General features: G+C 74.5%; 20 protein-coding genes. 12 read left to right on the forward strand and 8 right to left on the reverse strand.

Features of this window, described 5'->3' with window-relative positions; translation table 11 throughout:
- Positions 1-169 precede the first annotated feature (169 nt).
- Positions 170-2641 (forward strand): heavy metal translocating P-type ATPase, encoded by a 2472-nt coding sequence (locus IEV86_RS05905; protein ID WP_043604900.1) that lies wholly within the window; start codon positions 170-172, stop codon positions 2639-2641.
- 178 nt (positions 2642-2819) lie between these two features.
- The gene (locus IEV86_RS05910) at positions 2820-4718 is read left to right on the forward strand and encodes a glycoside hydrolase family 15 protein (protein WP_052426070.1); all 1899 of its coding nucleotides are present in this window, start codon (positions 2820-2822) and stop codon (positions 4716-4718) included.
- Between the two features lie 4 nt (positions 4719-4722).
- On the opposite strand, the gene IEV86_RS05915 is transcribed toward IEV86_RS05910, so the two are convergent.
- Genes IEV86_RS05915 through IEV86_RS05930 form a run of 4 tightly spaced genes read right to left on the reverse strand, consistent with a single transcriptional unit; the run spans position 4723 to position 7653 of the window.
- Positions 4723-5595, reverse strand: a complete 873-nt coding sequence (locus tag IEV86_RS05915; protein WP_081978629.1) for an ABC transporter permease — start codon at positions 5593-5595, stop codon at positions 4723-4725.
- Complete coding sequence (locus IEV86_RS05920; protein WP_043604903.1) at positions 5592-6500, reverse strand: ABC transporter ATP-binding protein; 909 nt, start codon at positions 6498-6500, stop codon at positions 5592-5594. The genes IEV86_RS05915 and IEV86_RS05920 overlap by 4 nt, the downstream gene beginning before the upstream one ends.
- Positions 6497-6871 carry a winged helix-turn-helix domain-containing protein gene (locus tag IEV86_RS05925; RefSeq protein ID WP_052426071.1) on the reverse strand — a complete coding sequence of 125 codons (375 nt, stop codon included), beginning with the start codon at positions 6869-6871 and terminating at the stop codon, positions 6497-6499. Before IEV86_RS05925 ends, IEV86_RS05920 begins: the two co-directional genes overlap by 4 nt.
- Positions 6871-7653, reverse strand: a complete 783-nt coding sequence (locus IEV86_RS05930; RefSeq protein WP_188484590.1) for a hypothetical protein — start codon at positions 7651-7653, stop codon at positions 6871-6873. The genes IEV86_RS05925 and IEV86_RS05930 overlap by 1 nt, the downstream gene beginning before the upstream one ends.
- 67 nt (positions 7654-7720) lie before the next feature.
- On the opposite strand from IEV86_RS05930, the gene IEV86_RS05935 reads away from it, so the two are divergent.
- From IEV86_RS05935 to IEV86_RS05945, 3 genes are all read left to right on the forward strand, one after another.
- Positions 7721-8554 (forward strand): CPBP family intramembrane glutamic endopeptidase, encoded by an 834-nt coding sequence (locus IEV86_RS05935; RefSeq protein ID WP_043604909.1) that lies wholly within the window; start codon positions 7721-7723, stop codon positions 8552-8554.
- 179 nt (positions 8555-8733) lie between these two features.
- Complete coding sequence (locus IEV86_RS05940) at positions 8734-10158, forward strand: GGDEF domain-containing protein (RefSeq protein WP_043604911.1); 1425 nt, start codon at positions 8734-8736, stop codon at positions 10156-10158.
- A 58-nt stretch (positions 10159-10216) separates the two neighbouring features.
- Positions 10217-12736 (forward strand): lysylphosphatidylglycerol synthase transmembrane domain-containing protein, encoded by a 2520-nt coding sequence (locus tag IEV86_RS05945; protein WP_052426072.1) that lies wholly within the window; start codon positions 10217-10219, stop codon positions 12734-12736.
- Positions 12737-12870: 134 nt separating this feature from the next.
- Here IEV86_RS05945 and IEV86_RS05950 read toward each other — a convergent pair whose 3' ends face one another.
- On the reverse strand, positions 12871-13257 hold the full coding sequence (locus IEV86_RS05950) for a DUF5655 domain-containing protein (RefSeq protein WP_052426073.1): 387 nt from the start codon (positions 13255-13257) through the stop codon (positions 12871-12873).
- Positions 13258-13886: 629 nt separating this feature from the next.
- Between IEV86_RS05950 and IEV86_RS05955 the strand changes: the two genes are divergently transcribed.
- The 7 genes from IEV86_RS05955 (at position 13887) to IEV86_RS05985 (ending at position 22581) form a co-directional block, all read left to right on the forward strand.
- Positions 13887-14945, forward strand: a complete 1059-nt coding sequence (locus tag IEV86_RS05955; protein ID WP_229734515.1) for a LacI family DNA-binding transcriptional regulator — start codon at positions 13887-13889, stop codon at positions 14943-14945.
- Between the two features lie 81 nt (positions 14946-15026).
- Complete coding sequence (locus tag IEV86_RS05960; protein WP_043604914.1) at positions 15027-16331, forward strand: extracellular solute-binding protein; 1305 nt, start codon at positions 15027-15029, stop codon at positions 16329-16331.
- 240 nt (positions 16332-16571) lie between these two features.
- Positions 16572-17414: a carbohydrate ABC transporter permease gene (locus tag IEV86_RS05965; RefSeq protein ID WP_081978633.1), complete on the forward strand. Its 843-nt coding sequence runs from the start codon at positions 16572-16574 to the stop codon at positions 17412-17414.
- A 140-nt stretch (positions 17415-17554) separates the two neighbouring features.
- Entirely contained in the window at positions 17555-18388 is an 834-nt protein-coding gene (locus IEV86_RS05970) for a carbohydrate ABC transporter permease (protein ID WP_052426076.1), read from the forward strand.
- Positions 18389-18392: 4 nt separating this feature from the next.
- A complete protein-coding gene (locus IEV86_RS05975; protein ID WP_043604916.1) occupies positions 18393-19337 on the forward strand; it encodes a glycoside hydrolase family protein in 945 nt (314 codons plus the stop codon).
- Positions 19338-19495: 158 nt separating this feature from the next.
- Entirely contained in the window at positions 19496-20908 is a 1413-nt protein-coding gene (locus IEV86_RS05980; protein ID WP_043604918.1) for a cryptochrome/photolyase family protein, read from the forward strand.
- Positions 20909-21072: 164 nt separating this feature from the next.
- Complete coding sequence (locus IEV86_RS05985; protein WP_052426075.1) at positions 21073-22581, forward strand: AAA family ATPase; 1509 nt, start codon at positions 21073-21075, stop codon at positions 22579-22581.
- A 148-nt stretch (positions 22582-22729) separates the two neighbouring features.
- On the opposite strand, the gene IEV86_RS05990 is transcribed toward IEV86_RS05985, so the two are convergent.
- From IEV86_RS05990 to IEV86_RS06000, 3 genes are all read right to left on the reverse strand, one after another.
- Positions 22730-23812, reverse strand: coding sequence for an LLM class flavin-dependent oxidoreductase (locus tag IEV86_RS05990; RefSeq protein ID WP_202595151.1), 1083 nt, complete (start codon positions 23810-23812; stop codon positions 22730-22732).
- Positions 23813-23903: 91 nt separating this feature from the next.
- Positions 23904-25376, reverse strand: a complete 1473-nt coding sequence (locus IEV86_RS05995) for a glutamate synthase subunit beta (protein ID WP_043604920.1) — start codon at positions 25374-25376, stop codon at positions 23904-23906.
- A 160-nt stretch (positions 25377-25536) separates the two neighbouring features.
- Positions 25537-26304: an HAD-IIA family hydrolase gene (locus IEV86_RS06000; RefSeq protein WP_043604922.1), complete on the reverse strand. Its 768-nt coding sequence runs from the start codon at positions 26302-26304 to the stop codon at positions 25537-25539.
- Positions 26305-26378 lie beyond the last annotated feature (74 nt).

Genomic DNA, 26378 nt, shown 5'->3' on the forward strand with positions numbered 1-26378 from the left:
CCGGCCGCCCCGCCCCTCCGCCCACCACCCCCGTCGAGATCCGACCTCCCGTCGGCGTGTCGCACGACTCGCCGACACGAAGGCTGATCTCGACGGGAGGGGTGGGAGACGGGGGCGGGACGGAGGCGGCGGGCCCGGGCGCCACCCACGCACCACGAGGACTGAGGCGATGAGCTCCCCCACGCAGCACGACACCCCGACACCGCTCGAGCAGACGGCCGCCCCGGTCGCCGTGCTCGACCTCGCCGTGGGGGGCATGACCTGCGCGTCGTGCGTCGCGCGCGTCGAGAAGAAGATCGGCAAGCTGCCCGGCGCCCAGGCCGTCGTCAACCTCGCGACCGAGACGGCGCGCGTCGAGCTGACCGACGACGTCCCGGTCGCCGACGTCGTGCGCGCGGTCGAGTCGGCCGGCTACACCGCGACGGTCCTCAAGGACAGCCGCACGACGCCGACGACGCGCCGCCCCGACGCCGACGCGGCCGCCCACGCGACGCACGACGTCGCCGAGCACGCGCTCAGCGGGCACACGATGCCCGAGGGCGACGCACCCCACGAGGACACCTCCGCACCCGAGACCGACCGCGGTGCCTACCTCAAGCGGCGGCTCGTCGTCGCGGCGGTCCTCACCGTCCCCGTCGTCGCACTGTCGATGATCCCCGCGCTCCAGCTCGACTACTGGCAGTGGGTCGTCACCGCGCTCGCCCTGCCTGTCGTCACATGGGCGTCCTGGCCGTTCCACCGGGCCGCCGCACGCGCCGCACGCTACGGCTCGTCGACCATGGACACGCTCGTCTCGCTCGGCATCATCGCCGCGACCGGCTGGTCGCTGTGGGCCGTGACGCTCGGCGGTGCGGGCGAGATCGGCATGCGCATGGAGCCGACGCTCGTGCCGCGGCTCGCCGCGGGCGAGATGCACATGCCCGAGCTCTACTTCGAGGTCGCGGCCGTCGTCGCGACGTTCCTCCTCGCGGGCCGCTACGCCGAGCACCGCTCGCGCCGCCAGGCCGGTGACGCGCTGCGCTCGCTGCTGTCGATGGGCGCCACCGAGGCGACCCTCCTGGAGACCGACGACGCCGGGCGCCGCACCGAGCGGCTCGTCCCGGTCGACCGGCTCGCCGTCGGCGACCTGTTCGCGGTCCGCCCGGGCGAGAAGGTCGCCACGGACGGCGTCGTCGTCGAGGGCACGAGCGCGGTCGACACGTCGCTCCTGACGGGCGAGCCCGTCCCGGTCGACGTCGGGCCCGGCGCGCAGGTCACCGGCGCGACGATCAACACCTCCGGCTACCTCGTGGTGCGCGCGACACGCGTGGGCGAGGAGACGATGCTGGCCCAGATCGGCCGGCTCGTGACGCAGGCGCAGACCGGCAAGGCGCCCGTGCAGCGGCTCGCGGACCGCATCTCGGCGGTGTTCGTCCCCGTCGTGATCGTGCTCGCGGTACTCACGCTGGTCACGTGGCTGCTGCTCGGCGGCGGGACGCAGGCCGCCTTCACCGCCGCGGTCGCGGTGCTGATCATCGCGTGCCCGTGCGCGCTGGGGCTCGCGACGCCGACCGCGCTGCTGGTCGGGACGGGTCGCGGTGCGCAGCTCGGCATCCTCATCAAGGGTCCGGAGATCCTCGAGTCGACGCGTCGGGTCGACACGGTCGTGCTCGACAAGACCGGGACCGTGACGCAGGGCCGCATGCAGCTCGTCGACGTGCTCGCCGCCCCGGGTGAGGACCGCGAGGAGGTGCTGCGCTTCGCGGGCGCCGTCGAGGCCCGCAGCGAGCACCCGATCGCGCGCGCGATCGCCGCCGGCGCCCGCGAGACCGTCACGTCGGGCGGTGCGCCCGAGCCGGCCGCCGTCGGCGCCGACGGCGTCGCGATCGGCGAGGACCAGGTGACCGAGTTCGCCAACGAGCCGGGCCGCGGCGTCACCGGCGTCGTGCGCACCGCGCACAGCGGCGTGGGCCTCGGCCGGCGCGTGCTGGTCGGCCGCCCGACCTGGCTGCGCGAGCAGGGCGTCGCGACCACGGCGCTCGACGACGCCTTCACGGCCGCCGAGGCCGACGGCGCCACGGCGGTCATGGCCGCCTGGAGCGGGTCGGCGCGCGGCGTGCTCGTGCTGCGCGACCCGGTCAAGGAGACGTCGGCCGCGGCGATCGCCGAGCTCCGCACGCTCGGTCTGCGCCCCGTGCTGCTCACGGGCGACAACGCGGGCGCCGCACGCGCCGTCGCGGGTCAGGTCGGCATCGACGAGGTGATCGCCGAGGTCCTCCCGGCCGACAAGGTCGACGTCGTGCAGCGCCTCCAGCGCGAGGGCCGCGTCGTCGCGATGGTCGGCGACGGCGTGAACGACGCCGCGGCGCTCGCGCAGGCCGACCTCGGCCTGGCGATGGGCACGGGCACGGACGTCGCGATGCAGGCGGCCGACATCACGCTCGTGCGCGGCGACCTGCGGTCCGCCGGCCAGTCGATCCGGCTCTCGCGCCGCACGCTGCGCATCATCAAGCAGAACCTGTTCTGGGCGTTCGGCTACAACGTCGCGGCGATCCCGCTCGCGGCGCTCGGGATGCTCAACCCGATGATCGCGGGCGCGGCGATGGCCGCGAGCTCGGTCATCGTCGTCGGGAACTCGCTGCGCCTGCGCTCGGCGGCCTGACCGCCGCCGACGCGTCGTCGTCGGCCACACGAGGACGGGGAAGGTCGGTGCCGCTGTCCGGCACCGGCCTTCCCCGTTCCTGCTGCAGGCGCGCGGGCACGCCGCGCCCCGGGTGGCCGCGCACGCGACGCCTTGGCAGGCTGGCCGGACCCGCCCGCCCCCCGGCATCGGAGGTCACGTGCCCGCCATCGAGGACTACGCGCTCATCGGGGACCTGGAGACGGCGGCCCTCGTCGGCCGCGACGGGTCGATCGACTGGCTCTGCCTGCCGCGGTTCGACTCCGCCGCGTGCTTCGCCGCGCTGCTGCACGACGAGTCGGCGGGCCGCTGGCGTCTCGCCCCGGCGGGTGCGACGACGGCGACGCGCCGCGACTACCGCGGGGACAGCCTGGTCCTCGAGACGACGTGGGAGACGCCCGACGGCACGGTCCGCGTGGTCGACCTCATGCCGCCGCGCGGCGGGCTGCCCGACGTCGTGCGGATCGTCGAGGGGGTCTCGGGCACCGTCCGCATGCACATGGACCTGCGCATCCGGCTCGACTACGGGCACGTCGTGCCGTGGGTGCGGCACACCGCGACGGGGATCCGCGCCGTGGGCGGGCCGGACGCGCTCCACCTCGACACCCCCGTGCGGCTCGAGGGCCGCCCCGACCTGTCGACCCACGCGGACTTCACGGTCTCGGCCGGGGACCGCGTGCCGTTCTCGCTCGTGCACGCACCGTCGTGGCACGAGCCGCCCGCGCCGCTGGACCCGTACCGGTCGCTCGCCGAGACGGAGGCGTTCTGGGCCGACTGGCTCGAGGACCTCTCGTTCCGGTGCGACCCCGAGGTCCTCTCGGACGCCCCGGCCGGCACGGCCGAGCGCTGGTCGCGTGCGGTCCGCCGCTCGCTCGTGCTGCTCAAGGGCCTCACGTACGCACCGAGCGGCGGGATCGTGGCCGCGGCGACGACGTCGCTGCCCGAGGAGATCGGCGGCGTGCGGAACTGGGACTACCGCTACACGTGGCTGCGCGACGCCACGTTCACGCTCCAGGCGCTGCTGGGCGCCGGGTTCGAGGGCGAGGCGCTCGCGTGGCGCGAGTGGCTGCTCCGCGCGGTCGCGGGCGACCCCGCGCGACTGCAGATCATGTACGGGATCGACGGCGCACGACGCCTCCCCGAGTACGACCTGCCGTGGCTGTCGGGCTTCGCGGGCTCGTCGCCCGTGCGGATCGGCAACGCCGCGGCCGACCAGCTCCAGCTCGACGTCTGGGGCGAGGTGCTCGACGCGCTGCACCTGGGCCGCAGCGCGGGCCTGGCCCCCGACGAGGCGTCGTGGGACGTGCAGCGCGCGCTCCTGGACCACCTCGAGGGCGCGTGGCGCGAGCCCGACAACAGCCTGTGGGAGGTCCGTGGTCCACGCCGGCACTTCGTGCACTCGAAGGTGCTGGCGTGGGTGGGGCTGGACCGGGCCGTCCAGGCCGTCGAGCGGTTCGGGCTCGAGGGGCCGGTCGACCGGTGGCGTGCCGTGCGCGACGAGATCCACGCCGACGTGTGCACGCACGGGTGGGACGACGAGCGCCGTACGTTCACGCAGTCGTACGGCTCCGCGGGCCTCGACGCCGCGACGCTGCTCATCCCCCAGGTCGGCTTCCTCGCGTGGGACGACCCGCGCGTCGCGGGCACGGTCGACGCGGTCCGGCGCGAGCTCACGGTCGACGGGTTCGTGCTCCGGTACGACCCGCACGCCGAGGGCGTCGACGGGCTCCCCGGCGGCGAGGGCGCGTTCCTCGCGTGCTCGTTCTGGCTCGTGGACGCGCTGCACGGCATCGGACGGCGTGCCGAGGCGCGCGACCTGTTCGAGCGCCTGCTCTCGCTCCGCAACGACGTCGGCATGCTCGCCGAGGAGTACGACCCGGCGACGGGGCACCACCTCGGCAACACGCCGCAGGCGTTCAGCCTGGTCGGGCTCGTCAACAGCGCGCGGCACCTCGGCGGCAGCCACCCGGCCGACCTGACGCCGGGACGCCCGCGGGGCCGACGCGCACGCGGTGGGACGGCCGAGCGCGGCGCGCCGCCCGACGCGCCGCGCTCGTGAGACGTCAGCGGAAGCGGCGTCCCTCGTCGCGTCGGTAGACGACCGTGACGAGCACCGCGAAGACGACCGTCCAGGCGACCAGGACCGCGACCGCCTGGACGCCGACGTCGCCGCCGGTCGCGACGGGCAGCACCACGTCGCGCGCGGCGCGGCTGGGGAGCCACGTCGACAGGGTGTCGAGCCACCCGGGGAATGCCTCGGGAGGCATGAAGAGCCCGCCCGCGAACGCGAGCGGGAACACGACGACCTGCGCGATCGCCGTCGCCGCCTTCGCGGACAGCGCGTACCCGATCGACAGGCCCAGCAGCAGGAACGGCACACCCGCGACCATGAGCGTCACGAGCGCGACCACGAGCCGCAGGACCGGGATCGACGCCTCGGTGAGGAACGCCGCGACGAGCAGGATCGGCAGGACGCCGAGGAACGCGAACACCGTGCCCGTCATGACCCGCCCGGCCATGCGCGGTGCGGGACCCGCAGGCAGCGTGCGGACGTAGGGGTCGAAGGGCAGGGCTCGGTCCTCCGCGACGCCGATCCCGTACGTGAAGATGCACGTCGACATCACGGCGAACACCGCGAGCTGCGCGCTCGACGCGGTCGCCGCGACGGGGTTCCCCGCCACGGCCTCCTGCGGCACGACGAAGAACAGCAGCGCCAGCGCGGGGAAGACGGTGGTCCCGACGACGGCGATCGGCACGCGGATCGTCTCGAGGAACCCGTAGCGGAAGTGCAGCAGTGCCAGGCGCAGCGTCGGGACCGTGGCGCGGCCCCGTGCGGGACCGCCGCGTCCCGTCGGGGCCGTGCCGGTGGTCGTGCCTGCGGTCGTGCCGGTGGTGCGGCCGGTGGTCGGGCCGGGGCCGCGGTCGATGGTGGTCATGCGGGCACCTCGCGTCGGGTCAGGGAGAGGAACGCCTCCTCGAGGGACGCGCTGCGCACCTCGAGGTCGTGGAACGGGACACCCGCGGTGACGACCTCGCGCACGAGCGCGTCGGCGTCGGGGGTCAGCAGCACGTGCCGCCCGCTCACGGGGTCGGTGTCGCGCCCGACGACGCCGTCGAGCCGGTCGAGGCGCTCCTCGGAGTCGGCCGGCACGGCGAGCGTCACGCGCCGCAGGTGGACGCGGCCGACGACGTCGCGCAGCGCGCCGTCGGCGAGCACGTGCCCGCGGTCGACGACGACGACGCGCTCCGCGAGCGCCTCGATCTCCTCGAGGTAGTGGCTCGTGACGACGACGGTCACGCCGCGGGCGTGGAACGACCGCAGTGCGTCCCACAGGACGTGCCGCGCGTCGACGTCCAGACCCGTCGTCGGCTCGTCGAGCAGCACCAGGCGGGGACGGCCGGCCATCGCGAGCGCCACCGCGAGGCGACGCTTCTGGCCGCCCGAGAGCCCGCCGGTCTGGCGCTGCGCGAGCTCGGTGAGGCCGAACGTCTCGAGCAGCTCACCCGTGGGCAGGGGGTCCGGGTAGTGGCCCGCGACGAACTCGGCGACCTCGCGGACCCGCAGGGTCGGCGGGAGCCCGGTCTCCTGCGGCGTGGTGCCCAGGTGGATCCGCGACGACGCGTCGCGCGGGTCGCCGCCGAAGAGCCGGACGGTCCCGGAGTCCGCGCGGCGGACGCCGCTCACGAGGCTCAGGAGCGTCGTCTTGCCCGCGCCGTTCGGGCCGAGCAGCCCGACGAGCTCACCCTCCTGGACGGTGAGCGACACGTCGTCGAGCGCGACGGTCGCGTCGAAGCGTCGGGTGACGCGGTCGACCTCGACGGGTGGTGCGGTGCTGGTCATCTCGTCTCCTCGGTGGCGGCCTCGCGTGCGGCCGCGGCGTCCGCTACGCCCGACGGCGTGCCGGCTGGTGGGGTGAGCAGGGCCTGGAGCTGGGCGACGTAGTCCTCGAAGGCGCGGCGGCCGGCCCGGGTGACCTCGATGTGGGTCGACGGGACGCGGCCCTGGTGACCCTTGGTGACCGTGACGTAGCCGGCGTCCTCGAGGCGTCTCAGGTGCGTCGAGAGGTTGCCCGCGGTCGCGTCGAGCAGCTGCTGGAGCTTGGGGAACGTGATCCGGTCGCCCTCGCAGAGCGCGGTGAGGGTCGTCATGATCCGCAGCCGCGCCTGGCTGTGGATCACGGGGTCGAGCGGCTCGCTCGGGTCGGCCGCCATCACGCGACCGGCCGGCGCGAGCGCTGCACCTGGTAGGCGAGCGCGGCAGCGAGCATGCCGCCGCCCCCCGCGACGGCCATGACGAGCAGCAGGTGCGGGTGGCCGACGACGGCGCCGACGGCGGTCACGCCGGTGATCCACGCCCCGAGCGCGAACTGCGTCCGGTCGCCCCAGATCGCACCGCCCGCCATGTAGAGCGCGCCGACGAGGAGCGTCGAGGCGACCGTCATGACGAGGTTCGTCGTCGCCGGCCCGACCTCCGCCCGGGCGAGGGCGAAGCCGAGCGCGAAGATCCCGAAGAACGCGAGCGACCAGGTCCAGCCGTACATCGCACCCTGCTGCGCGGACGTCCCGCGGATGCCCGTGCTCTGCCGGGCCAGGTGCACCGCGGTCACGACCATCGCCGTGACGAGCAGTGCGCCGAAGACGACGAACGCGGTGTCGAACGGGAGGAGCGGGTCGGGCAGGAACGCGGTCCACTGCGCGCCGAAGCCGACGAGCCACGCGACGCCCCACACGCCGAAGAGGAGGCGTCCGTCGACGTCGGTCGCCTCGCGGACCCGCTCGCGCTGCGCCGCGATGAGCGCCGCGACGGCGGCGGGGTCCGGCGCGTCGTCGTCGGCCGGGGCGGCGGCGGGGACGGGTGCCGTCACGGGCGCCGGGACCGGGGCGGGTGCCGCGGCGGGGTGAGCCTGCGGCTCCGGGGTGACCATCATCTGTTCCCAACTACTTTGCGGTGCAAACTTGTTGGCAACTATGTCGTGCTCCCCGCCGGCGGTCAACCCCTGTCCAGCGCGCGTCCAGACGCCTCGCCTAGCGTTGGGGCACCCCGCCGACCGACGAGGAGCCATGACGCCCGCGAACGACGCGCCGACCGCCGACCGACCCGGCCCCCCGGACGCCGCCGCGCCCCCGCCCGACGCGCGTGCGCAGCGCCGCCGCCTCGGCGCCGAGGTCTGGATCGTCCTCGGGCTGTCGCTCGGGCAGTCGGCGCTCTACGCGGCGGTGCGCCTCTATGCGCGGCTCACCGCGGAGGTCCCGCTCGCGCAGCAGTCGACGACGCTCAACCCGACACGCGCCGAGCGCCCCTACCTCGACCTCACCTACCAGCTGCTCGCGATCGGCTTCGCGCTCGTCCCCGTCGCCCTCGCGCTGTACCTGCTCTCGTCCGACGGACGGTCCGCGGTGCGCCGGATCGGCCTGGACGCCGCGCGGCCCGTGCGCGACGTCGTCGTCGGGCTCGGTCTCGCGGCGGCCGTCGGCCTGCCGGGACTGGGGTTCTACGCGCTCACGCGGGTCCTGGGGATCACCGTCGACATCCGGGCCGCCGGCCTCGAGCCGTACTGGTGGGCCGTGCCCGTGCTCGTGCTGTCCGCGCTGCAGAACGCGCTGCTCGAGGAGGTCGTCGCGGTCGGCTACCTCATGGAGCGCCTGCGGACGCTGCGCTGGTCCGTCCCCGCGATCCTCGTCGCGAGCTCGCTGCTGCGCGGCGCCTACCACCTGTACCAGGGCCCGGGGATGGCGCTCGGCAACGTCGCGATGGGCCTCCTGTTCTCCTGGTACTACCTGCGGCGACGGCGCGTCATGCCGCTCGTCGTCGCGCACACCGCGATCGACGTCGTCGCGTTCGTCGGGTACACGCTGCTGCCTCCCGAGTGGCTCGCGGCGCTCGGCGTCCGCTGACCGGAGCGCGCACCACCCGGTCGGAGCACAGGCACGGGTGGTGCGCCGCCGTCCCAGACGGGAGCATGGGCCCAGGCGCGCGCTCCCGCTCGCCCCGTGCCCGTCCCCCGCGGGCCGCGCACGACGTCGCCCCCCGACGTCGCGCACCGCCCCGGGACGGCGGGCGTCGAGGAGGCTCGATGGCGAGGCTTCGTCCCGGGCAGGTCCGGCCGGACCTGCCTCTCGGACCTGCGCTGCTCGTGCTCGTGCTCGTCTCGGCGGGTACCGCGGTCCTCATGCGGTACCTGGCCGACCGCGGCCTCGTCCTCGGGAACCCCGTCGTCCTCACCGCGCTGGTGATCGTCGCCTCGGTCATCGGGTACGACGTCGGCCGGTACCCCGTGGCCTCCCTCGACCGGGGCCGTCCCGCGGCGAGGGGCGTCCGCATCGGCCTGCGGCTCACCGTCGTGCTCGCCCTGTGCGCGGCCTTCGCGTGGTTCGCGGGCTGGAGCCTCGTGCTGCCCGGCATGGTCGCGCTCGCGAGCGTCGCCCACGTCGAGGCGGCCGGCAGCCGGATGTGGCGCCCCGCCGTCGCCGCCGGGGCGGCGCTGACCGTCGCGGGCCAGGTCGGCGTCCAGCTGGGGTGGCTCCCGTCGATCGTGGTGCCCGACCGCAGCCACGTCGCCGCGCTGTGGATCGCGCTGCCGACGGGCGTCGCGATCGCCTACGTCGGGCGCAGCGTCGCCCAGCGCGAGGAGCTCGCCCGCGCCCAGCTGTCCGCCGAGGCGCGGCTCAACGCGCTGCTCAACAGCTCCTCCGACGTCGTCGTCGTGGTCGACGCGAGCGGCGTGATGACGTACGTGAGCCCGCCTGCGACGGCGGCGTTCGGCACGCGGCCCGAGGCGCTCGTCGGCCGTCCCGTGACGAGCCTCGTCGACGCCGAGCACGGCGACGCCGTGCTCGCGCGGCTCCAGGAGGTCGTCCGTGCGGGCGGCGGCGCGCGCGAGGCCTTCGACGTGCTCATGGAGGTGCGGCGCGCGCGGCGCTGGCACGAGTGGACGGTGCTCAACATGCTCGACGACCCGCTCGTCGGCGGGCTCGTCGTCGACATGCGCGACATCAGCGACCGCCTCCACCACCAGCAGCAGCTCGCGCACGCCGCGGCGCACGACCCGCTCACGGGCCTGCCGAATCGCGCCGAGCTCATGCGCGTGCTCACCGACGAGCTCGCCGAGGCGGCACCCGGCGCCGGTGTCGCGGTGCTGTTCATGGACCTCGACCTCTTCAAGGAGGTCAACGACACCCACGGCCACGCGGCCGGCGACGAGCTGCTCGTCGCCGTCGCGGGACGGCTCCGCGCCGCGCTGCGCCCGCACGACCACGTCGCCCGCATGGGCGGCGACGAGTTCTGCGTCGTCCTCACCGAGGTGCGCGACGACAAGGAGGTCGAGACCGTCGTCGGGCGCCTCCGGCGCACCGTCCGCGAGCCCATCCACGTGGCGGGCGTCGACGTGACCGTCGGGGTGAGCATCGGCGCCGCGACGACGACCGACCCGACGACGCCGCCCACCGAGCTCTTCGCCGACGCCGACGCGGCGATGTACCGGGTCAAGCACCGGCGGTGAGGGTCGCGGCCCAGCCGCCTCCCCGGGCAGCGGGCACCCCCGCCCTAGACTCCGCAGCATGGCCGGATCCGCGCTGCGTGGGCGCCTCCCTGCGCGCACGCGCGCCGGCGACGACGTCCGGATCGTCGACACGCCCACCGCGCGCGTCCACCACCCCGCGGACCTCGTCGGGATCGTCCTGTGCCTGCTCGGGATCGGCGCCGTCCTCGTGCTCGCGCTCTACGCGCAGGGCACCACGAGCGGCCTCACCGAGGACGTCCGGGGGTTCGCGTCCGTCCTGCGCCGCATCCTCTTCCTCCCGGTCGCGGTGCTCGAGGGCCTCATCACGCTCGTCGCGCCGATCGCGGTGCTCACCGAGCTCGTGCTGCGCCGCCTCGCACGCCAGGCCTTCGAGGCGCTCGCGGCCGCCGTCGTGGGGACGCTCGTCGCGCTCGCGGCCGCGTGGCTGCTGACCTCGCTCGCCCCGCTCGAGCTGCAGGCTGCGTTCTCGGTGTGGAGCCGCGGCGAGCGCGTCGTGACCATCCCGGCGCTGCTGTCCGGGACGGCCGCGCTGCTCACGGCGTCGGGCGCGCGCAACCGGCGCCGCACGCTCGCGCTGTCGTGGAACCTGCTGTGGGTCGGTCTCGGCGTCACGGTCGTGACGGGGCTGGTCACGCTCCCGGGAGCGCTCGTGACGGCGCTCCTCGGGCGCGCCGTCGGGCTCGGCGTGCGGTACGCCGCGGGCGTCCAGAGCGAGCGCGCGTACGGCGCGGCGCTGGTCGCGGGCATCCGGCGCGCCGGGTTCCGGCCCGCGACGCTCGTCCGCGTGCGCGACCTCGCCTCCGACCTGCCGCTCGAGGAGTCCGCCGACGACGACCTCGCGGTCCGGGCCCTGACGCGCTCGACCGCGAACCGCGTCTACGCGATGACGACGGACGACGGCGAGCGGCTCGACGTCGTCGTCCTCGACGGTGACCGGCACGTCGTCGGCGTGCTCACGCGGTTCTGGCGGTCGCTGCGGCTGCGGGGCCTCGAGGGGCGGGGCGTCGTGTCGCTCCGGCAGGCGGCCGAGCGGTCGGCCCTGCTGTCGCACGCCGCGTGGGGTGCGGGCGTCTGCACGCCGCGCCTGCGCACGATCGCCGAGGCCGACGACTCGATGCTCCTCGTCCAGGAGCACGCCGAGAACGCCGTCCCGCTGAGCGCGTTCCCGCCCGAGGCGATGACCGACGACGTGCTCGACGCCGCCTGGGAGCAGCTGCGCATCGCGCACTCCGCGGGCCTCGCGCACCGCGCCCTCACGGCCGACGTCGTGCTCGTCGACCCCACGGGTGCGGCGTGCCGCCGCGAGGGCGAGCACCCGCACGACGGTCCCGTCGCGCTGCTCACCGGGTGGGACCAGGGCGACGTCGCGTCGTCGGACCTCGCGCAGCGCATGGACGTCGCGCAGCTGCTCGCGACGCTCGCGCTGCGGGTCGGCGCCGGGCGCGCCGTCGAGTCCGCGGCGCGCGTGCTGCACGACGAAGAGCTCGCGACGATCGGCCCGCTCCTGCAGACCATCGCGCTGCCGCCCGCGACGCGCGAGGAGGCGCGGAGCCGGCGCGGCGTCCTGCCCGAGCTGCGTGAGGCGCTGCTCGCGAGGCTGCCCGAGGCCGACGTCGAGCCCGAGCGGCTCGTGCGGTTCGGCGCGCGGACCGTCCTCATGATCTCCCTCGCGATCGTCGCGGTCGTCGTCGTGGTGACGAGCTTCAACCTCGGTCAGGTCACGGACGCCTTCTCCGCCGCGGAGCCGTGGTGGGCCGCGGTCGCGTTCGTGCTCGGCCTCGTCACGTTCCTCGGCAGCGCGCTCGCGCTCGTCGCGTTCGCGCCCGTGAAGCTGCCCCTGTGGCGCACGACCCTCGTGCAGACCGCCGCGGCGTTCGTCTCGCTCATGGCGCCCGCCGGCATCGGTCCCGCGGCGCTCAACCTGCGGATGCTCGCGCGCCGCGGGGTCGGCTACCCGCTCGCGGTCGCGTCGGTGGGTCTCGTGCAGCTGTCGCAGTTCGTGACGACGCTGCTGCTGCTCGTGGTCCTGTCGCTCGTGAGCGGCCAGGGCAGCGCGCTCCAGCAGCTCCCGCCGACGACTGTGCTGCTCGCGCTGGGCGGCGTCGCGGTGCTCATCGCGCTCGCGCTCGTGGTGCCGCAGGTGCGGCAGTGGGCGGTCGAGAAGGTCCGCCCCGTGTGGCGTCAGACGTGGCCGCGGTTCGTGCGGCTGCTCGCCGAGCCGCGCCGCTTCGTCGTCGCCGTCGCGGGCAACCTGCTCATGACGCTCGGGTACCTGGGCGCGTTCTACGCGTCGCTCCAGGCGTTCGGCCGCGAGCTGTCGCTCATCGACCTCGCGCTCATCTACCTCGGTGCGAACGCGGCCGGGTCGATCATCCCGTCGCCCGGTGGCCTCGGGACCGTCGAGACGGCGCTCGGCCTCGCGCTCACGAGTGCGGGCGGTCTGCCGCCGGCGATCGCGGCGTCGGTCGTCGTGCTGTTCCGCGGGCTCACGTTCTGGGGCCGGCTGCCCTTCGGCTGGCTCGCGATGCGCTACCTCCAGCGCACCGGCGAGCTCTAGGCGGGCCGGTCCCGCCGCGACATCCGCGGGCCGATCCACCCAGCCGAGCGCGCGACCCCACCCGACCGCGCCGCGCGGGGTGATCCCACCGCGGCACCCGCGGGCAGATCCACCCGCTGCGGCCGTCGGGGAGGTCAGCCCGCGCGGTCCCAGGCCTCGCGCAGCCAGGACGTGAGCTGGGCGTCGACGTCGGACGCGTCCTGCAGCTCGACGTGGTGGATCCAGTGGTGCGTCGACGGGTGCGCGACCTCCTTGACCCGGTCCGACAGCTCGACCCGCCCGAGCGCGAACGACACGACGACGTGCGCGCCCGTCGTCCGGCCGAGGTGGCGCCGCGGTGCCCACACCCAGGCGAAGCCTCGCCGACGGCGGTAGGCGACCTGCGTCCGGGTCACCCGCTCCTCGACGCCGTCCCAGCCCAGGACGACGTCGGCGACCCGGCGCCGCACCGCGAGCGCGACCGGATCAGACGCGAGCGCCGCCCGGACGTCGTCGGCCGCGTCGTCGTCGTCGTCGACCATGCGGCCACCGTGTCACGGCCCGGCTTCACGTAGGACGCGCGCGAGGTCGGTCGCCTGGTCCGGCGCCGACGTCGGCGCGCGACGGTCCCCGCCGCTGATGTGAAGAGAATCGACCGGAAAGCGACCCGAACGCTCCGCACAAGCGACCGGCCACCGCAGAGGGCCACCCCTGCCGCGGCCCGGCCGTCATCGAGGCCTTGTGCGGAGCCCATCGACCGGAAAGCGACCGGAACACTCCGCACAACGGCTCGCCGGCCGCGCAGCCCACCGGGACCGCCTCCGCCCCACGCCTCCCGGCCCATGCCCACGCCCCGCGCCGCAACGCACCTCGGCCCGCGCGACCGCCCACCCCCTGCGCCAGGCGCCGCCCACCCCGGTGCAACAGCCCACCCCCTGTACGACCCCCACCCACCCCCTCTGCAACGGATCGATCACGAAGGGTTGACAGCCGCGTGTGTGCGGGATCACACTCGACTCACGCGGTAAACCGATTTACCACCATCGGATCGACCCAATTGGTCCGACGCGGGTCGGCGTCACGCGGACCCGCCCCACGGCTCCGCGACCACCAGCACGACGACGCGCGACCCACGCGACCAGGACGCACCACCTCGACGAGGAGGTACCCGGTGACGAGGCGCATCGGCATCAAGGACGTGGCCCGCGAGGCCGGCGTGTCCGCCGCGACCGTGTCCCTCGTCCTCAACGACCGGTCGAGCCACCGCATCCCCGCCGTGACCCAGGAGCGCGTGCGACGCGTCGCCGCCGAGATCGGGTACGCGCCCAACACGCTCGCCCGAGGCCTGCGCACCCGCCAGACCCGCACCATCGGCTTCGTCTCGGACCGGATCGCGACGACGCCGTACGCGGTCCGCATGATCGAGGCCGCGCAGGACGCCGCGCGGGCCAACGGTCACCTGCTGTTCCTCGTCAACACCGGCGGCGACCCGGAGCTCGAGCGCGAGGCCATCGCGACGCTCCAGGCGCAGCAGGTCGACGGCTTCGTCTACGCGTGCATGTGGCACCGCGCGGTCGACGTCCCGCCCACGCTCCCGACCGGCTCGGTCCTGCTCGACGCACGGCCCGTCGAGGGGGACTTCCCCGCCGTCGTCCCCGACGACCGCGGGGGTGCGGTCGCCGCGGTGCAGGAGCTGGTCGACGCCGGCCACACCCGCATCGCGTACGTCGACATCGACGAGGACCCAGCCCCGCTCGCGTCCGGGCTGCGCCTCGCCGGCTACCTCGAGGTCCTGGAGCGCGCCGGCATCACGCCCGACCCCGCGCTCCACGTGCGCGGGGAGTCCGACGCCGCCGGGGGCCGCGAGGCGGCGTCGCGCGTCCTCGAGCTGCCCGCCGACCGGCGCCCCACGGCGCTGTTCTGCTTCAACGACCGGATCGCCATGGGCGCCTACGCGGCAGCCCGCCACCACGGCATGGAGATCCCCACGGACCTGTCGGTCGTCGGCTACGACGACCAGCAGCTCATCGCGGCCGAGCTCGACCCGCCCCTGACCACCGTCGCCCTCCCGCACGCGGAGATGGGCCGGTGGGCGGTGGAGGTCCTGCTCGGCGCGCGTGACCGTCCCTCGGCCGAGGAGGGCCCGGTGCTGATGCCGTGCCCCCTCATCCGCAGGGACTCGGTGGGCCCACCGCCGACCCGGCAGCAGCCGGGCCGACGGCGGGCGTGACACAACCCGACGGTCGCCGACCGGCGACCACCGAGCGGGGACCGCGACCTTGCCCGTCGCGGCCCCACGAGAGGAATCACGATGAGTCGCAAGTCCTTCACGGGGATGCTAGTCATCGCCGCCGCCTCGGCCACCGCGCTCGCGGCGTGCGGCCAGGCGGGCCAGTCGGACGGGTCAGGTGACGGGGGCGGTGGCGACGGGGGCACCACCGAGCTGACCATGTGGACGCACTCGGCCGGCAACCCGGCCGAGCTCGAGGTCTACGAGCAGATCATCAGCGACTTCAACGAGTCCCAGGACGAGTACGAGGTCGTCATGGAGTCGTTCCCGCAGGGCGCGTACAACGACGCCGTCGTCGCGGGCGCCGCAGCGGGCGACCTGCCCTGCCTGCTCGACATGGACGGCCCGATCGTCCCCAACTGGGCGTGGGCCGGGTACATCCAGCCGCTCGGCCTCGACACCGCGATCACCGACGCGCTGCTGCCGACCGCCGTCGGGCGGTACCAGGACGAGATCTACTCGGCCGGGTACTGGGACGCCGCGCTGTCGGTGTTCGCCCGGCAGTCGGTGCTCGAGGAGAACGGCATCCGCGTCCCGACGGTCGACGAGCCGTGGACGCGCGACGAGTTCGACGCCGCGCTCGTGACGCTCCAGGGCGCCGGGTACGCGACGCCGCTCGACATCGGCGCCGAGGACACCGGTGAGTGGTGGCCGTACGCCTACTCGCCGATGCTGCAGAGCGCGGGTGGCGACCTGATCGACCGCGACAGCTTCCTCACCGCCGACGGCGCGCTCAACGGCCCCGAGGCCGTCGAGTTCTTCGAGTGGTTCCAGAGCCTCTTCGAGCGGGGCCTCGCGAGCGACGCGGGGACCATCGGCAACGAGGAGTTCAACAACGACGAGGTCGCGCTCAGCTACACGGGCGTGTGGAACGCGATGGGCTCGCTCGACGCGGTCGGTGACGACCTGCTGATCCTGCCGCCGCCCGACTTCGGCGAGGGCCCCAAGATCGGCGGCGCGTCGTGGCAGTGGGGCATCTCGGCCGACTGCTCGGCCGCGGACGGCGCACGCGAGTACCTGGAGTTCAGCTTCCAGCCCGAGTACATCGCCCAGTTCGCGGACCGGCAGGTCGTCATCCCGGCGACCGCCGAGGCGGAGGAGCTGTCCGAGATGTTCGGCGAGGGCGACCCGCTCCAGCCGTTCGTCGAGCTGTCGCAGGAGTTCGCGCTCGAGCGTCCGCCCACACCGGCCTACCCGGTCATCTCCAGCGTCTTCGAGCGTGCCGCGAAGGACATCATGAACGGCGCGGACGTGCAGTCGACGCTCGACCAGGCGGTCACGGAGATCGACACCAACATCGAGTCCAACGACGGCTACGGCTTCTGAGCCGACCGTCCTGAACGGCGGTCGGGGCGGCACGGCCCCGACCGGCCGGTCCGGAGCGCGCCTCGGGCGCGTCCCGCCGGCCGGACGCGTGCCGCCCCGCCGACCGCCGGAACGGATGTCACCATGACCGTCCCCGCCCAGCAGATCACCCCGCACTCCCTGCCCGACGACGACGCCCCGAGCCTGCGGACCCGTCGTCGCGCCAGGTCGGCCCGTGAGGGTCATCGCTCCGCCTACTGGATGGTGACCCCCGCGACGATCCTGCTCGTCCTGTTCCTCATCGTCCCGGTGCTCCTCGCGTTCGGCCTGAGCTTCACGAACGCCCGGCTCATCTCGCCGAACCCGCCGCGGTTCGTCGGGCTCGACAACTTCGTCCGCGCGTTCACCGCGGACCCGACGTTCGTGCGGTCCCTCGTCAACACGTTCGTGTTCGCGGCCGTCGTCGTCCCGCTGCAGTCCGCGCTCGCGCTGTTCATGGCGATCCTGGTCAACCAGAAGCTCCGCGGCGTGACGTGGTTCCGCGTCATCTTCTTCGTCCCGGTCGTGACGTCGATCGTCGTCATCTCCGTGCTGTGGGACTTCATGTACCAGCGCGACGGGCTCGTGAACTCGATCCTCGACACGCTGACGTTCGGGGCCGTCCAGGGCACCAACTGGCTCGGGAACACCGACACCGCGCTCGGCTCGATCATCGTCCTGTCGATCTGGCAGGCCGTCGGATTCCACATGATCATCTGGCTCTCCGGTCTGCAGACCATCCCCGAGGAGCTCTACGAGGCCGCCCGCATGGACGGCGCGAGCGCGTGGCAGCAGTTCACGAGCGTCACGTGGCCGGGCCTGCGCTCGACCATGGTCTTCATCCTGGTGACCATCACGATCCAGGCGCTCGGTCTCTTCGTGCAGATCGACGTCATGACGCAGGGCGGTCCGCTCGACTCGACCACGACCCTCGTCTACCACGCGGTCCAGCAGGGGTACCGCCGTCAGGAGACCGGCTACGGCGCCGCGATCTCTCTCATCTTCTTCGTCATCGTGCTCGTCGTGGCGCTCATCCAGCGCTGGCTCACCCGGGACAAGGACTGACCATGAGCGCACCCACCTCCTCCGGCGGACCGGACACGGCCGCCGCCGACACCCTCACGCGGCGCGCCACCGAGCGCGACCGGTCCGAGCGCGAGGCCGGGCAGCGCAGGCGCCGCCGGCTCGTCGTCGGCTACGTGCCGATGGTCCTGCTGGCGCTGTTCTTCCTGTTCCCGCTCGTCTTCATGTTCGTGTCGAGCCTCAAGCCCGACGCGCAGATCCTGTCCGACGTCGACTCGCCGCAGGCGTTCCTGCCGACCGGCGACATCAGCCTCGACAACTACACCGGGGTGTTCGAGCGCGTGCCCGTGGCGCGGTTCATCCTCAACTCGGTCCTGGTGACGACGTTGATCGTCGGGCTGGGACTGGTCGTGAACTCGATGGCGGGGTTCGCGCTGTCGCGCCTGGAGTGGCGCGGCCGGAAGGTGCTGCTCACGGTCATCATCGCGACCCTGATCGTGCCCTTCGAGACCATCGCGATCCCGATGGTCTACTGGGTCTCGAAGCTGCCGACGCTGGTGTTCGAGAACGGCGTCCCGATGTACGACTTCGGGTGGCTGAACAGCTACCACGTGCAGATCGTGCCGTTCATCGCGAACGCCTTCTCGATCTTCCTCTTCACGCAGTACTTCTCGACCATCCCGAAGAGCATCGACGAGGCCGCCCGCATCGACGGCGCCGGCTGGTTCACGATCTACCGGCGCATCATCGTGCCGCTGTCGGGGCCCGCGTTCGCGACCGTCGCGATCCTCACGTTCCTGCCTGCGTGGAACCAGTACCTGTGGCCCCTCATGGTCGTCCAGCAGGAGGACCTGAGGCCGGTCATGGTCGGCATGCAGTACTTCTTCCAGATCAACCCCGCCTGGGGCGAGGTGATGGCGTACACGTCGCTGATCACCGTGCCCGTGCTCGTGATGTTCCTCGCGTTCCAGCGGGCGTTCGTCAGCAGCATCGCCTCCAGCGGCGTGAAGGGATGACGACGTGACCCTGAGACTCCCCGACCACTGGGTGTGGGACAGCTGGCCGGCGTACGACGGCGAGCACCACCACCTGTTCTTCCTGCGGGCCTCGCGCGCCCTGCTCGACCCCGACCGGCGCCACCAGCGCGCGTCGGTCGGGCACGCCCGGTCCACGGACCTGCGCACCTGGGAGCTCCTGCCCGACGCGCTCGTCACCGCGGACGCCCCCGCGTGGGACGACCAGGCGACGTGGACCGGTTCCGTGGTCCAGGCGCCCGACGGGTCGTGGCGCCTGTTCTACACGGGCGTCAGCCGGGCCGAGCACGGCCTCGTGCAGCGCATCGGCGCGGCCCGCTCGGACGACCTCGTGACGTGGCACCGGCTCCCCGGGCCGCTGACCGAGGCCGACCCGCGGTGGTACGAGAAGTACGAGGGTCCGGACGGGCCGTGGTTCGACGAGGCGTGGCGCGACCCATGGGTGCTCGCGGACCCCGACGGCGACGGGTGGCACATGCTCGTCACCGCCCGGGCACGCGAGGGAGACCCCGCGGGCCGCAGCGTCGTCGGGCACGCGACCAGCCCGGACCTCGAGACGTGGACCGTCCAGCCGCCGCTGTCGCAGCCCGCCGGCTTCGGCCAGCTCGAGGTGACGCAGGTGGTCGAGGTCGACGGTGCGCCGTTCCTGCTGTTCTGCTGCTGGCTCGACCGGCTCGCGCCCGAGCGGGCCGCGACGTGGGACGGCGGCGGCATGTGGGCGGTGCCGGGCGAGTCGCTGCTCGGCCCGTGGGACTTCGACCGGGCGCACACGTTCGACCACCCGAGCCTGTACGCGGCGCGCCTCGTGCAGGACCCCGCCGGCGGGTGGTCGCTCCTCGGCTTCCGCGACACCGAGGACGGGCAGTTCGTCGGCGAGATCACCGACCCGCTGCCCGTTGTCCGCGACGGCGACCGGCTCCGGCTGGCCTGACGCCGGGCGTCCGGGCGTCCGGGCGTCCGGCGTCCGGGCGTCCCGGCACCTGCGGGGAAGGTCCGTGCCGGATGGCGGCACGGACCTTCCCCGTCGCGGGCCGGCCAGTCGTCGTCGGCCCTCGCGCGACGACGGGCCCGCGCGCCTAGCCTCACCGCATGACGAGCGTGCTCTGGCTGCGGCGTGACCTGCGGCGTCGCGACCATCCCGCGCTCCTCGCCGCGCACGAGGCGGGCGGGCCGGTGCTGCCGCTGTTCGTCGCCGACCCGGCGCTGGTCGCGTCGGCGGGGACGGCGCGACTGTCGGCGCTGCACGAGGCGCTGCGCGGGGTCCACGACTCGTACGACGGCGCGCTCGTCGTCCGGACCGGCCGGCCAGAGGAGGTCGTGCCCGCCGTCGTCCGCGAGGTCGGGGCGACGAGCGTGCACGTCAGCGCCGAGACGACCCCCTACGGACGGCGCCGCGACGAGCGGGTCGAGGCCGCGCTCGCCGCCCTGGCCGACGACGACGGCGCGGGCTCGCCCGTCCCGCTCGTGCGGACGGGCAGCCCGTACGCCGTCACGCCCGGCCGCGTCCGCAACGGCAGCGGCGACCCGTACAAGGTGTTCACGCCGTTCAGCCGCGCGTGGCGCGACCACGGCTGGCGGCGGCCCGCCGACGAGCCGGCCGGGGTCCGGTGGGTCCGCGGCCCCGACTCCGAGCCGCTGCCGGGCGCCGACGCCGAGGCGCGGTGGGCGTCGTCGGGCGCGTCCCTGACGGGCGTCGTCGACGAGGAGCACGCGCTCGAGCGGTGGAGCGCGTTCCTCGACGACGGCCTCGCGTCCTACGGCACGGGCCGGGACCGGCCGGACCTCGACGCGACGTCGGGCCTGTCGGTGCACCTCAAGTACGGGACCGTGCACCCCCGCACGCTCCTCGCGGACGTCGCGGCGCACCCTGCGGCGCGCACCGCGGACGCGACGCGGTTCGTCACCGAGCTCGCGTGGCGCGAGTTCTACGCCGACGTGCTGTGGCACTCGCCGTCGTCGGCCTGGGCGGACCTGCGCCCCGGGCTGAGCGGGCTCGCGTACGAGGACCCGACGCAGGGCTCGACCGCCGAGCGGTTCGCGGCGTGGTGCGAGGGGCGCACGGGGTACCCGTTCGTCGACGCGGGGATGCGGCAGCTGCTGCGCGAGGGCTGGGTGCACAACCGGGTCCGGATGGTCGTCGCGAGCTTCCTCGTCAAGGACCTGCACGTGTGGTGGCCGCACGGCGCGCGGCACTTCATGGCGCACCTGCGCGACGGCGACCTGGCGTCGAACAGCCACGGGTGGCAGTGGGTCGCGGGGACGGGCACGGACGCGTCGCCGTTCTTCCGCGTGTTCAACCCGGTGACCCAGGGCAAGCGGTTCGACCCCGACGGCGACTACGTCCGCCGCTACGTCCCCGAGCTCGCGCACGTCGCGGGCGCCGCGGCGCACGAGCCGTGGTCGGTGCTCGACGGGTACGCCGAGGGTTACCCCGAGCGCGTCGTCGACCACGCCGCCGAGCGCGAGGAGGCCCTGCGGCGGTACTCCGCGGCCACGGCCTGAGCGGAGGCCGACGACGGGCCGCGTCGCTCAGGGGCCGCGTCGCTCCGGGGCCGGGTCGTGAGTCGACCGCCCCGCCCGGCGCCCACCCTCAGCCGCGAGGGGGAATCCCCTCCCCGCCGCACCACCGAACCCGTACGGTGGCGCCACCGACGGAGGGGGATCCCGTGCACGACAACGGCTACGTCGTCGCCACCAGCAGCGGCGCCGTCTACGGCGGCTCCATGGGCGGTCCGGCGCCGGGCGGGGCGGGCGACGGCGCCCTGCGACCCGAGCTCGCCGACGTCGGCCGCCTCCTGCGGCGCGGGGTACGGGGCGTCGTCGGCGCCGCGCGCGCGGGCGAGGCGCCGACGCTGACGTCGATCGTCCGCGAGCACCTCGGCGACGGCTCGGGCGAGCTCCCCGTGGTCGAGGAGACGTGGGCGCCGTACGAGCACGTCAACGTGCAGGCCGGGCTCGACGACTGGCTCGCGTCGACCGGCGGTGCGGTGCACGTCGTCGGCGTCGTCGGCTTCCGGCACCAGCGGTTCGGGCTGGGCGAGATCCTCACCGACCAGCGCGAGCCGTGGGGCCCGCGGCCCGGCAACGTCGCGCGCGTCAACCTGCCCGCCGGCCCCGACGGCGAGGTGCGCGCGTGCGTGCAGTGCGCGATCTACCTGGTCGACGAGGGCACCGACCGCACCGCGCTGCTCGTGCGCGCGGCCGACCCGGAGAGCGGTCAGACGCGCGTGAGCCTCCAGGTCGTCAGCACGCGCGACGGGCGCGCGGCGGAGGCCGCCGCGGGGGTGCGTGCGGCGACGTCGGCCGCGAACGTCTTCCGCGGGAAGGTCCTCAGCTTCGGGCACGACGTCTTCGGGTACGGGCAGACGCTGCTCGCGTTCCAGCGGCGTCCCGACCTCGACGCCGACCACCTCGTCCTGCCGCCCGAGACGCTCGAGGCGGTCGAGCGGCAGGTCGTCGGCGTCGCGGCGCACAAGGAGCGGCTGCTCGCGGCCGGGCAGCACCTCAAGCGCGGCCTGCTGCTGTACGGCCCGCCCGGCGTGGGCAAGACCCACACGGTCCGCTACCTCACCGCGCGGCTCACGGGCACGACGGTCATCCAGCTCACGGGCGACGCGCTCGGGCTCATCGGCGAGGCGTGCTCCGTCGCCCGCGCGCTCCAGCCGTCGATGGTCGTGGTCGAGGACGTCGACCTCATCGCCGAGGACCGCGGCATGCACCCCGGCCAGCACCCGCTGCTCTTCCAGCTGCTCAACGAGATGGACGGGCTCGCGGAGGACGCCGACGTCGTCTTCGTGCTCACCACCAACCGGGCGGACCTGCTCGAGCCCGCGCTCGCCGCACGGCCCGGCCGGGTCGACCAGGCGGTCGAGCTGCGCCTGCCCGACGCCGACGCGCGGCGCGCCCTCTTCGCGCTGTACCGGGGCGGGCTCGACGTCGAGGACGGCGCGGCCGACGACGCCGTCGCCCGGACCGACGGCGTCACGGCGTCGTTCCTGAAGGAGCTGCTGCGCCGCGCGGCGCTCGTCGCGGGCGACCGGCTGCCGCGCGTGTCCCGCTCCGACGTCGCGCACGCCCTCGACGAGCTGCTCGACACGCGTAACGCGATGACCCGCACGCTGCTGGGCGGCGGGACGGAGGTCACCCTCCGCTCCCCCGCCGACGACGTGGACTGACCCCGCGAGCCGCCCGGTCCGCACCCCCGCTCCGTCGAGATCAGGGTTCGTGTCGGCGCGTCGCGCGAAACGCCGACACGAAGTCGTATCTCGACGCGGGGATCGGGGACTGGGGAGCCGGGAGCGGGGCGGGGTGCGGGGTGCGGGCCTAGGGTCGGGCGCGCCAGGCGGCGGCGACCTGCTCGAAGCTCGCGATGCGGCGTGCGCGGTCGATCGACGGCGTGACCAGCACGACCTCGTCCGCCTCCGCGTCGGCCTGGATCGCCCGGAGGCGTGCGACGACGTCGTCGGCGGTGCCCGTGACCATGCGGTCCTCCGCGAGCGCGACCGCGGCGCGCGACCGACGGAACGCGTCCGACGCCGCGTACTCGCGCACCTGCTCGGGCCGCAGCGGCTCGCGGATGCCGCGCGCGAGGTTCTGCATCGTGAGCGCCCAGCCGGCCTCGAACTCGAGCACGGCCTCGGCGTCGTCGCTCGCGAACGTCAGGACGGAGATCGCGGACCAGGGCCGGTCGCCGTCGTGCGCGGGCTCGAAGTCGCGGCGGTACTCGCGCAGCACGCGCGTCGCGATCTCGGGGCTCATGTGGTGTGCGAACACCGCCCGCAGGCCGTTCACCGCGGCGAACCGGGGTCCGTACGGGCTCGACCCGAGCAGGAACACCTCGGGGCGTTCGGGGACGACGGGTGCGGCGACGAGGGGCCGGTACGGGTGCCCCTCGGGGAACCCGTCGCCGAGAAACGCCAGGAGCTCGGCGACCTGACCCGGGAAGTCCGCACCGACGTCGACGGTCGTGCCGCGGCGCAGGACGTGCGCGGTGAGCGGGTCCGTCCCCGGTGCCCGGCCGAGGCCGAGGTCGATCCGGCCGGGGTACAGCGCGAGGAGCGTGCGGAACGTCTCGGCGACCTTGAACGGCGCGTGGTTCGGCAGCATGATCCCGGCCGCGCCGATGCGGATGCGCTCGGTGCGCGCGCCGAGCGCCGCGACGAGGATCTCGGGCGCGCTGCACGCCAGGCTGTCCATGTTGTGGTGCTCGGACATCCAGTAGCGCCGGTAGCCGGCGGCCTCGACCGCCTCCGCGACCTCGACCGCACCCTCGATCGCCGCGTGCGCCGACTCGCCGTGCTCGATGCCCACGAAGTCGAGCACCGCGAGCGGCAGGTCCGTCGGCCGGTCGGTCGGCTGCTCGCCGCGGGCGTCGGGGGCGGGGGACGGGGTGTCAGGTGTGCTCACACGAGGCGGCAACGCACGCGCCCCGACGCGTGTTCCGATCGCACCGGATGCGCGACCGCAACCCCCGACCGCCAGCCTCGGACCCCCAGCCTCAGACCCGCAGCGCGACCGTGCTCGCGGTCACCGGGGCGGGGAGCTCGGTCCGGCCCGTGAGGTACGCGTCGACCGACGCCGCCGCCGCGCGGCCCTCCGCGATCGCCCACACGATCAGCGACTGCCCGCGTCCTGCGTCGCCGGCGACGAAGACGCCCGGCACCTCGGTCGCGAAGTCGTCGGCCCGGACCACGGTGCCGCGCCCGGTGAGCGCGACGCCCAGCTGGTCCAGCAGCGGGCTCGGCTCGACGCCCGTGAACCCCATCGCGAGCAGCACGAGCTGCGCGGGGAGCTCCCGCTCGGTGCCGGCCACCGGGGCCGGGCGTCCGTCGACCAGCTCGACGTCGACGAGCCGCACGGCGCGCACGCGCCCGTCGTCGTCGGCCTCGAGCGCCTGGGTGCTCACCGCGTAGACGCGCTCGCCGCCCTCCTCGTGCGCGCTCGTGACCTTGAACAGCGTCGGGTACGTCGGCCACGGCTGGTGCGCGGGCCGCGCGTCGGGCGGCTGCGGGAGGATCTCGAGCTGCGTCACGGACCGCGCACCCTGCCGCACGGCCGTCCCGACGCAGTCGGCGCCCGTGTCGCCGCCACCGATGACGACGACGTCGAGCCCGGTCGCCGTCACCTGGTCCGGGACGTCCTCGCCGACGGCCACGCGGTTGGCGGGCGGCAGGTACTCCATCGCCTGGAGCACGCCGACGGCGTCGCGGCCGGGCACGGGGAGGTCGCGCGGCACGGTCGACCCGACCGCGAGGACCACGGCGTCGTACGACGCGAGGAGCTGCTCACCCGTGAGGTCGCGCCCGACCTCGACGCCCGTCCGGAAGCGCGTGCCCTCGGCCTCCATCTGCGCGAGACGGCGGTCGACGTGACGCTTCTCCATCTTGAACTCGGGGATCCCGTAGCGGAGGAGGCCGCCCGGGCGGTCGTCGCGCTCGAGCACGACGACGGTGTGGCCGGCGCGCGTGAGCTGCTGCGCGGCCGCGAGCCCCGCGGGCCCCGAGCCGACGACGGCGACCGTGCGCCCGCTGTGCCGCTGCGGCGGCTGCGGGACGACGAGGCCGCGGTCCCACGCCTCGTCGATGATCGTCGCCTCGACGTTCTTGATCGTCACGGCGGGCTGGTTGATGCCGAGCACGCAGCTCGCCTCGCACGGTGCGGGGCACAGCCGACCGGTGAAGTCGGGGAAGTTGTTGGTGCTCTGGAGGCGGTCGAACGCCTGCTCCCACTGGCCGCGGAAGACGAGGTGGTTCCACTCGGGCACGAGGTTCCCGAGCGGGCACTGGAAGTGGCAGAACGGGACGCCGCAGTCCATGCACCGGCTCGCCTGCCGGCTGACGACGGCGACGTCCTCGGGGTGCCCAGCGCGGTGCGCGTGCACCTCGGCCCAGTCCTGGATGCGGACGTCGACCGGCCGGCTCGCGGGGAGCTCGCGCTCGCGCGTCCTCAGGAACCCACGCGGGTCGCCCACGGTCCACCTCCGGCTGGCCGGTCCGCGCACCGTCGGCCGCGGCTGTCCCGGATGTCGAGACGTCGGTCTCGGCACCGCTCCCCGCGGCATGAGCGGGGTGCCCGGCCACGCTAGGTGCGCGACCCGGCGTGCGGGTGGTCCGAACGTCCCGGCGCCGCCGTCAGACGAGGTCGACCAGGTCCGCGATCGACGGGACGACCTGCGCGGGCCGGAACGGGTAGCGGTCGACGTCCTCGGCCCGCGTCGAGCCCGTCAGCACGAGGTACGTCGTCAGGCCGGCCTCGATGCCCGCGACGACGTCGGTGTCCATCCGGTCGCCGATCATCGCGGTGGACTCCGAGTGCGCGTCGATCCGGTTGAGCGCGGACCGGAACATCATCGGGTTGGGCTTGCCGACGAAGTACGGCGTCCGGCCGGTCGCCCGCGTGATGAGCGCCGCGACGGCACCCGTCGCCGGCAGCGGGCCCTCGGCGCTCGGACCGGTCGGGTCGGGGTTGGTCGCGATGAAGCGCGCCCCGCCGTCGATGAGCCGGATCGCGCGCGTGATCGCCTCGAACGAGTACGTGCGGGTCTCGCCGAGGACGACGTAGTCGGGGTCGGAGTCCGTGAGCGTGTAGCCGACCTCGTACAGCGCGGTCGTGAGCCCCGCCTCGCCGATGACGTACGCGCTGCCGCCCGGCACCTGCTGGTGCAGGAACTGCGCGGTCGCGAGCGCCGACGTCCAGATCGACTCCTCGGGCAGGTCGATACCGGAGCCCTGGAGCCTCGCCCGCAGGTCCCGCGGCGTGAAGATCGAGTTGTTCGTGAGCACGAGGAAGGGCCGCTCCTTACGGCGCAGGGCGCCGATGAACTCCGAGGCACCGGGCAGCGCGTGCCCCTCGTGCACGAGCACGCCGTCCATGTCGGTGAGCCAGCTCTCGATCGTCATGGGTGCAGCGTGCCACCCGTGGGTGTCCGGGGGGTGACGGTCCCGCGAGCGCGAGCCACGCCCGACGGCGCGCG

It is taken from the genome of Cellulomonas carbonis (assembly GCF_014636275.1).
Classification (GTDB): domain Bacteria; phylum Actinomycetota; class Actinomycetes; order Actinomycetales; family Cellulomonadaceae; genus Actinotalea; species Actinotalea carbonis.

What these genes read in the sequence shown, in the direction of transcription:
- IEV86_RS05905 (WP_043604900.1), top strand. Translation starts at nt 170, where the DNA reads ATGAGCTCCCCCACGCAGCACGACACCCCGACACCGCTCGAGCAGACG.
- IEV86_RS05915 (WP_081978629.1), bottom strand. Translation starts at nt 5,595, where the DNA reads ATGACCACCATCGACCGCGGCCCCGGCCCGACCACCGGCCGCACCACC.
- IEV86_RS05920 (WP_043604903.1), bottom strand. Translation starts at nt 6,500, where the DNA reads ATGACCAGCACCGCACCACCCGTCGAGGTCGACCGCGTCACCCGACGC.
- IEV86_RS05925 (WP_052426071.1), bottom strand. Translation starts at nt 6,871, where the DNA reads ATGGCGGCCGACCCGAGCGAGCCGCTCGACCCCGTGATCCACAGCCAG.
- IEV86_RS05935 (WP_043604909.1), top strand. Translation starts at nt 7,721, where the DNA reads ATGACGCCCGCGAACGACGCGCCGACCGCCGACCGACCCGGCCCCCCG.
- IEV86_RS05940 (WP_043604911.1), top strand. Translation starts at nt 8,734, where the DNA reads ATGGCGAGGCTTCGTCCCGGGCAGGTCCGGCCGGACCTGCCTCTCGGA.
- IEV86_RS05945 (WP_052426072.1), top strand. Translation starts at nt 10,217, where the DNA reads ATGGCCGGATCCGCGCTGCGTGGGCGCCTCCCTGCGCGCACGCGCGCC.
- IEV86_RS05950 (WP_052426073.1), bottom strand. Translation starts at nt 13,257, where the DNA reads ATGGTCGACGACGACGACGACGCGGCCGACGACGTCCGGGCGGCGCTC.
- IEV86_RS05960 (WP_043604914.1), top strand. Translation starts at nt 15,027, where the DNA reads ATGAGTCGCAAGTCCTTCACGGGGATGCTAGTCATCGCCGCCGCCTCG.
- IEV86_RS05965 (WP_081978633.1), top strand. Translation starts at nt 16,572, where the DNA reads ATGGTGACCCCCGCGACGATCCTGCTCGTCCTGTTCCTCATCGTCCCG.
- IEV86_RS05970 (WP_052426076.1), top strand. Translation starts at nt 17,555, where the DNA reads ATGGTCCTGCTGGCGCTGTTCTTCCTGTTCCCGCTCGTCTTCATGTTC.
- IEV86_RS05980 (WP_043604918.1), top strand. Translation starts at nt 19,496, where the DNA reads ATGACGAGCGTGCTCTGGCTGCGGCGTGACCTGCGGCGTCGCGACCAT.
- IEV86_RS06000 (WP_043604922.1), bottom strand. Translation starts at nt 26,304, where the DNA reads ATGACGATCGAGAGCTGGCTCACCGACATGGACGGCGTGCTCGTGCAC.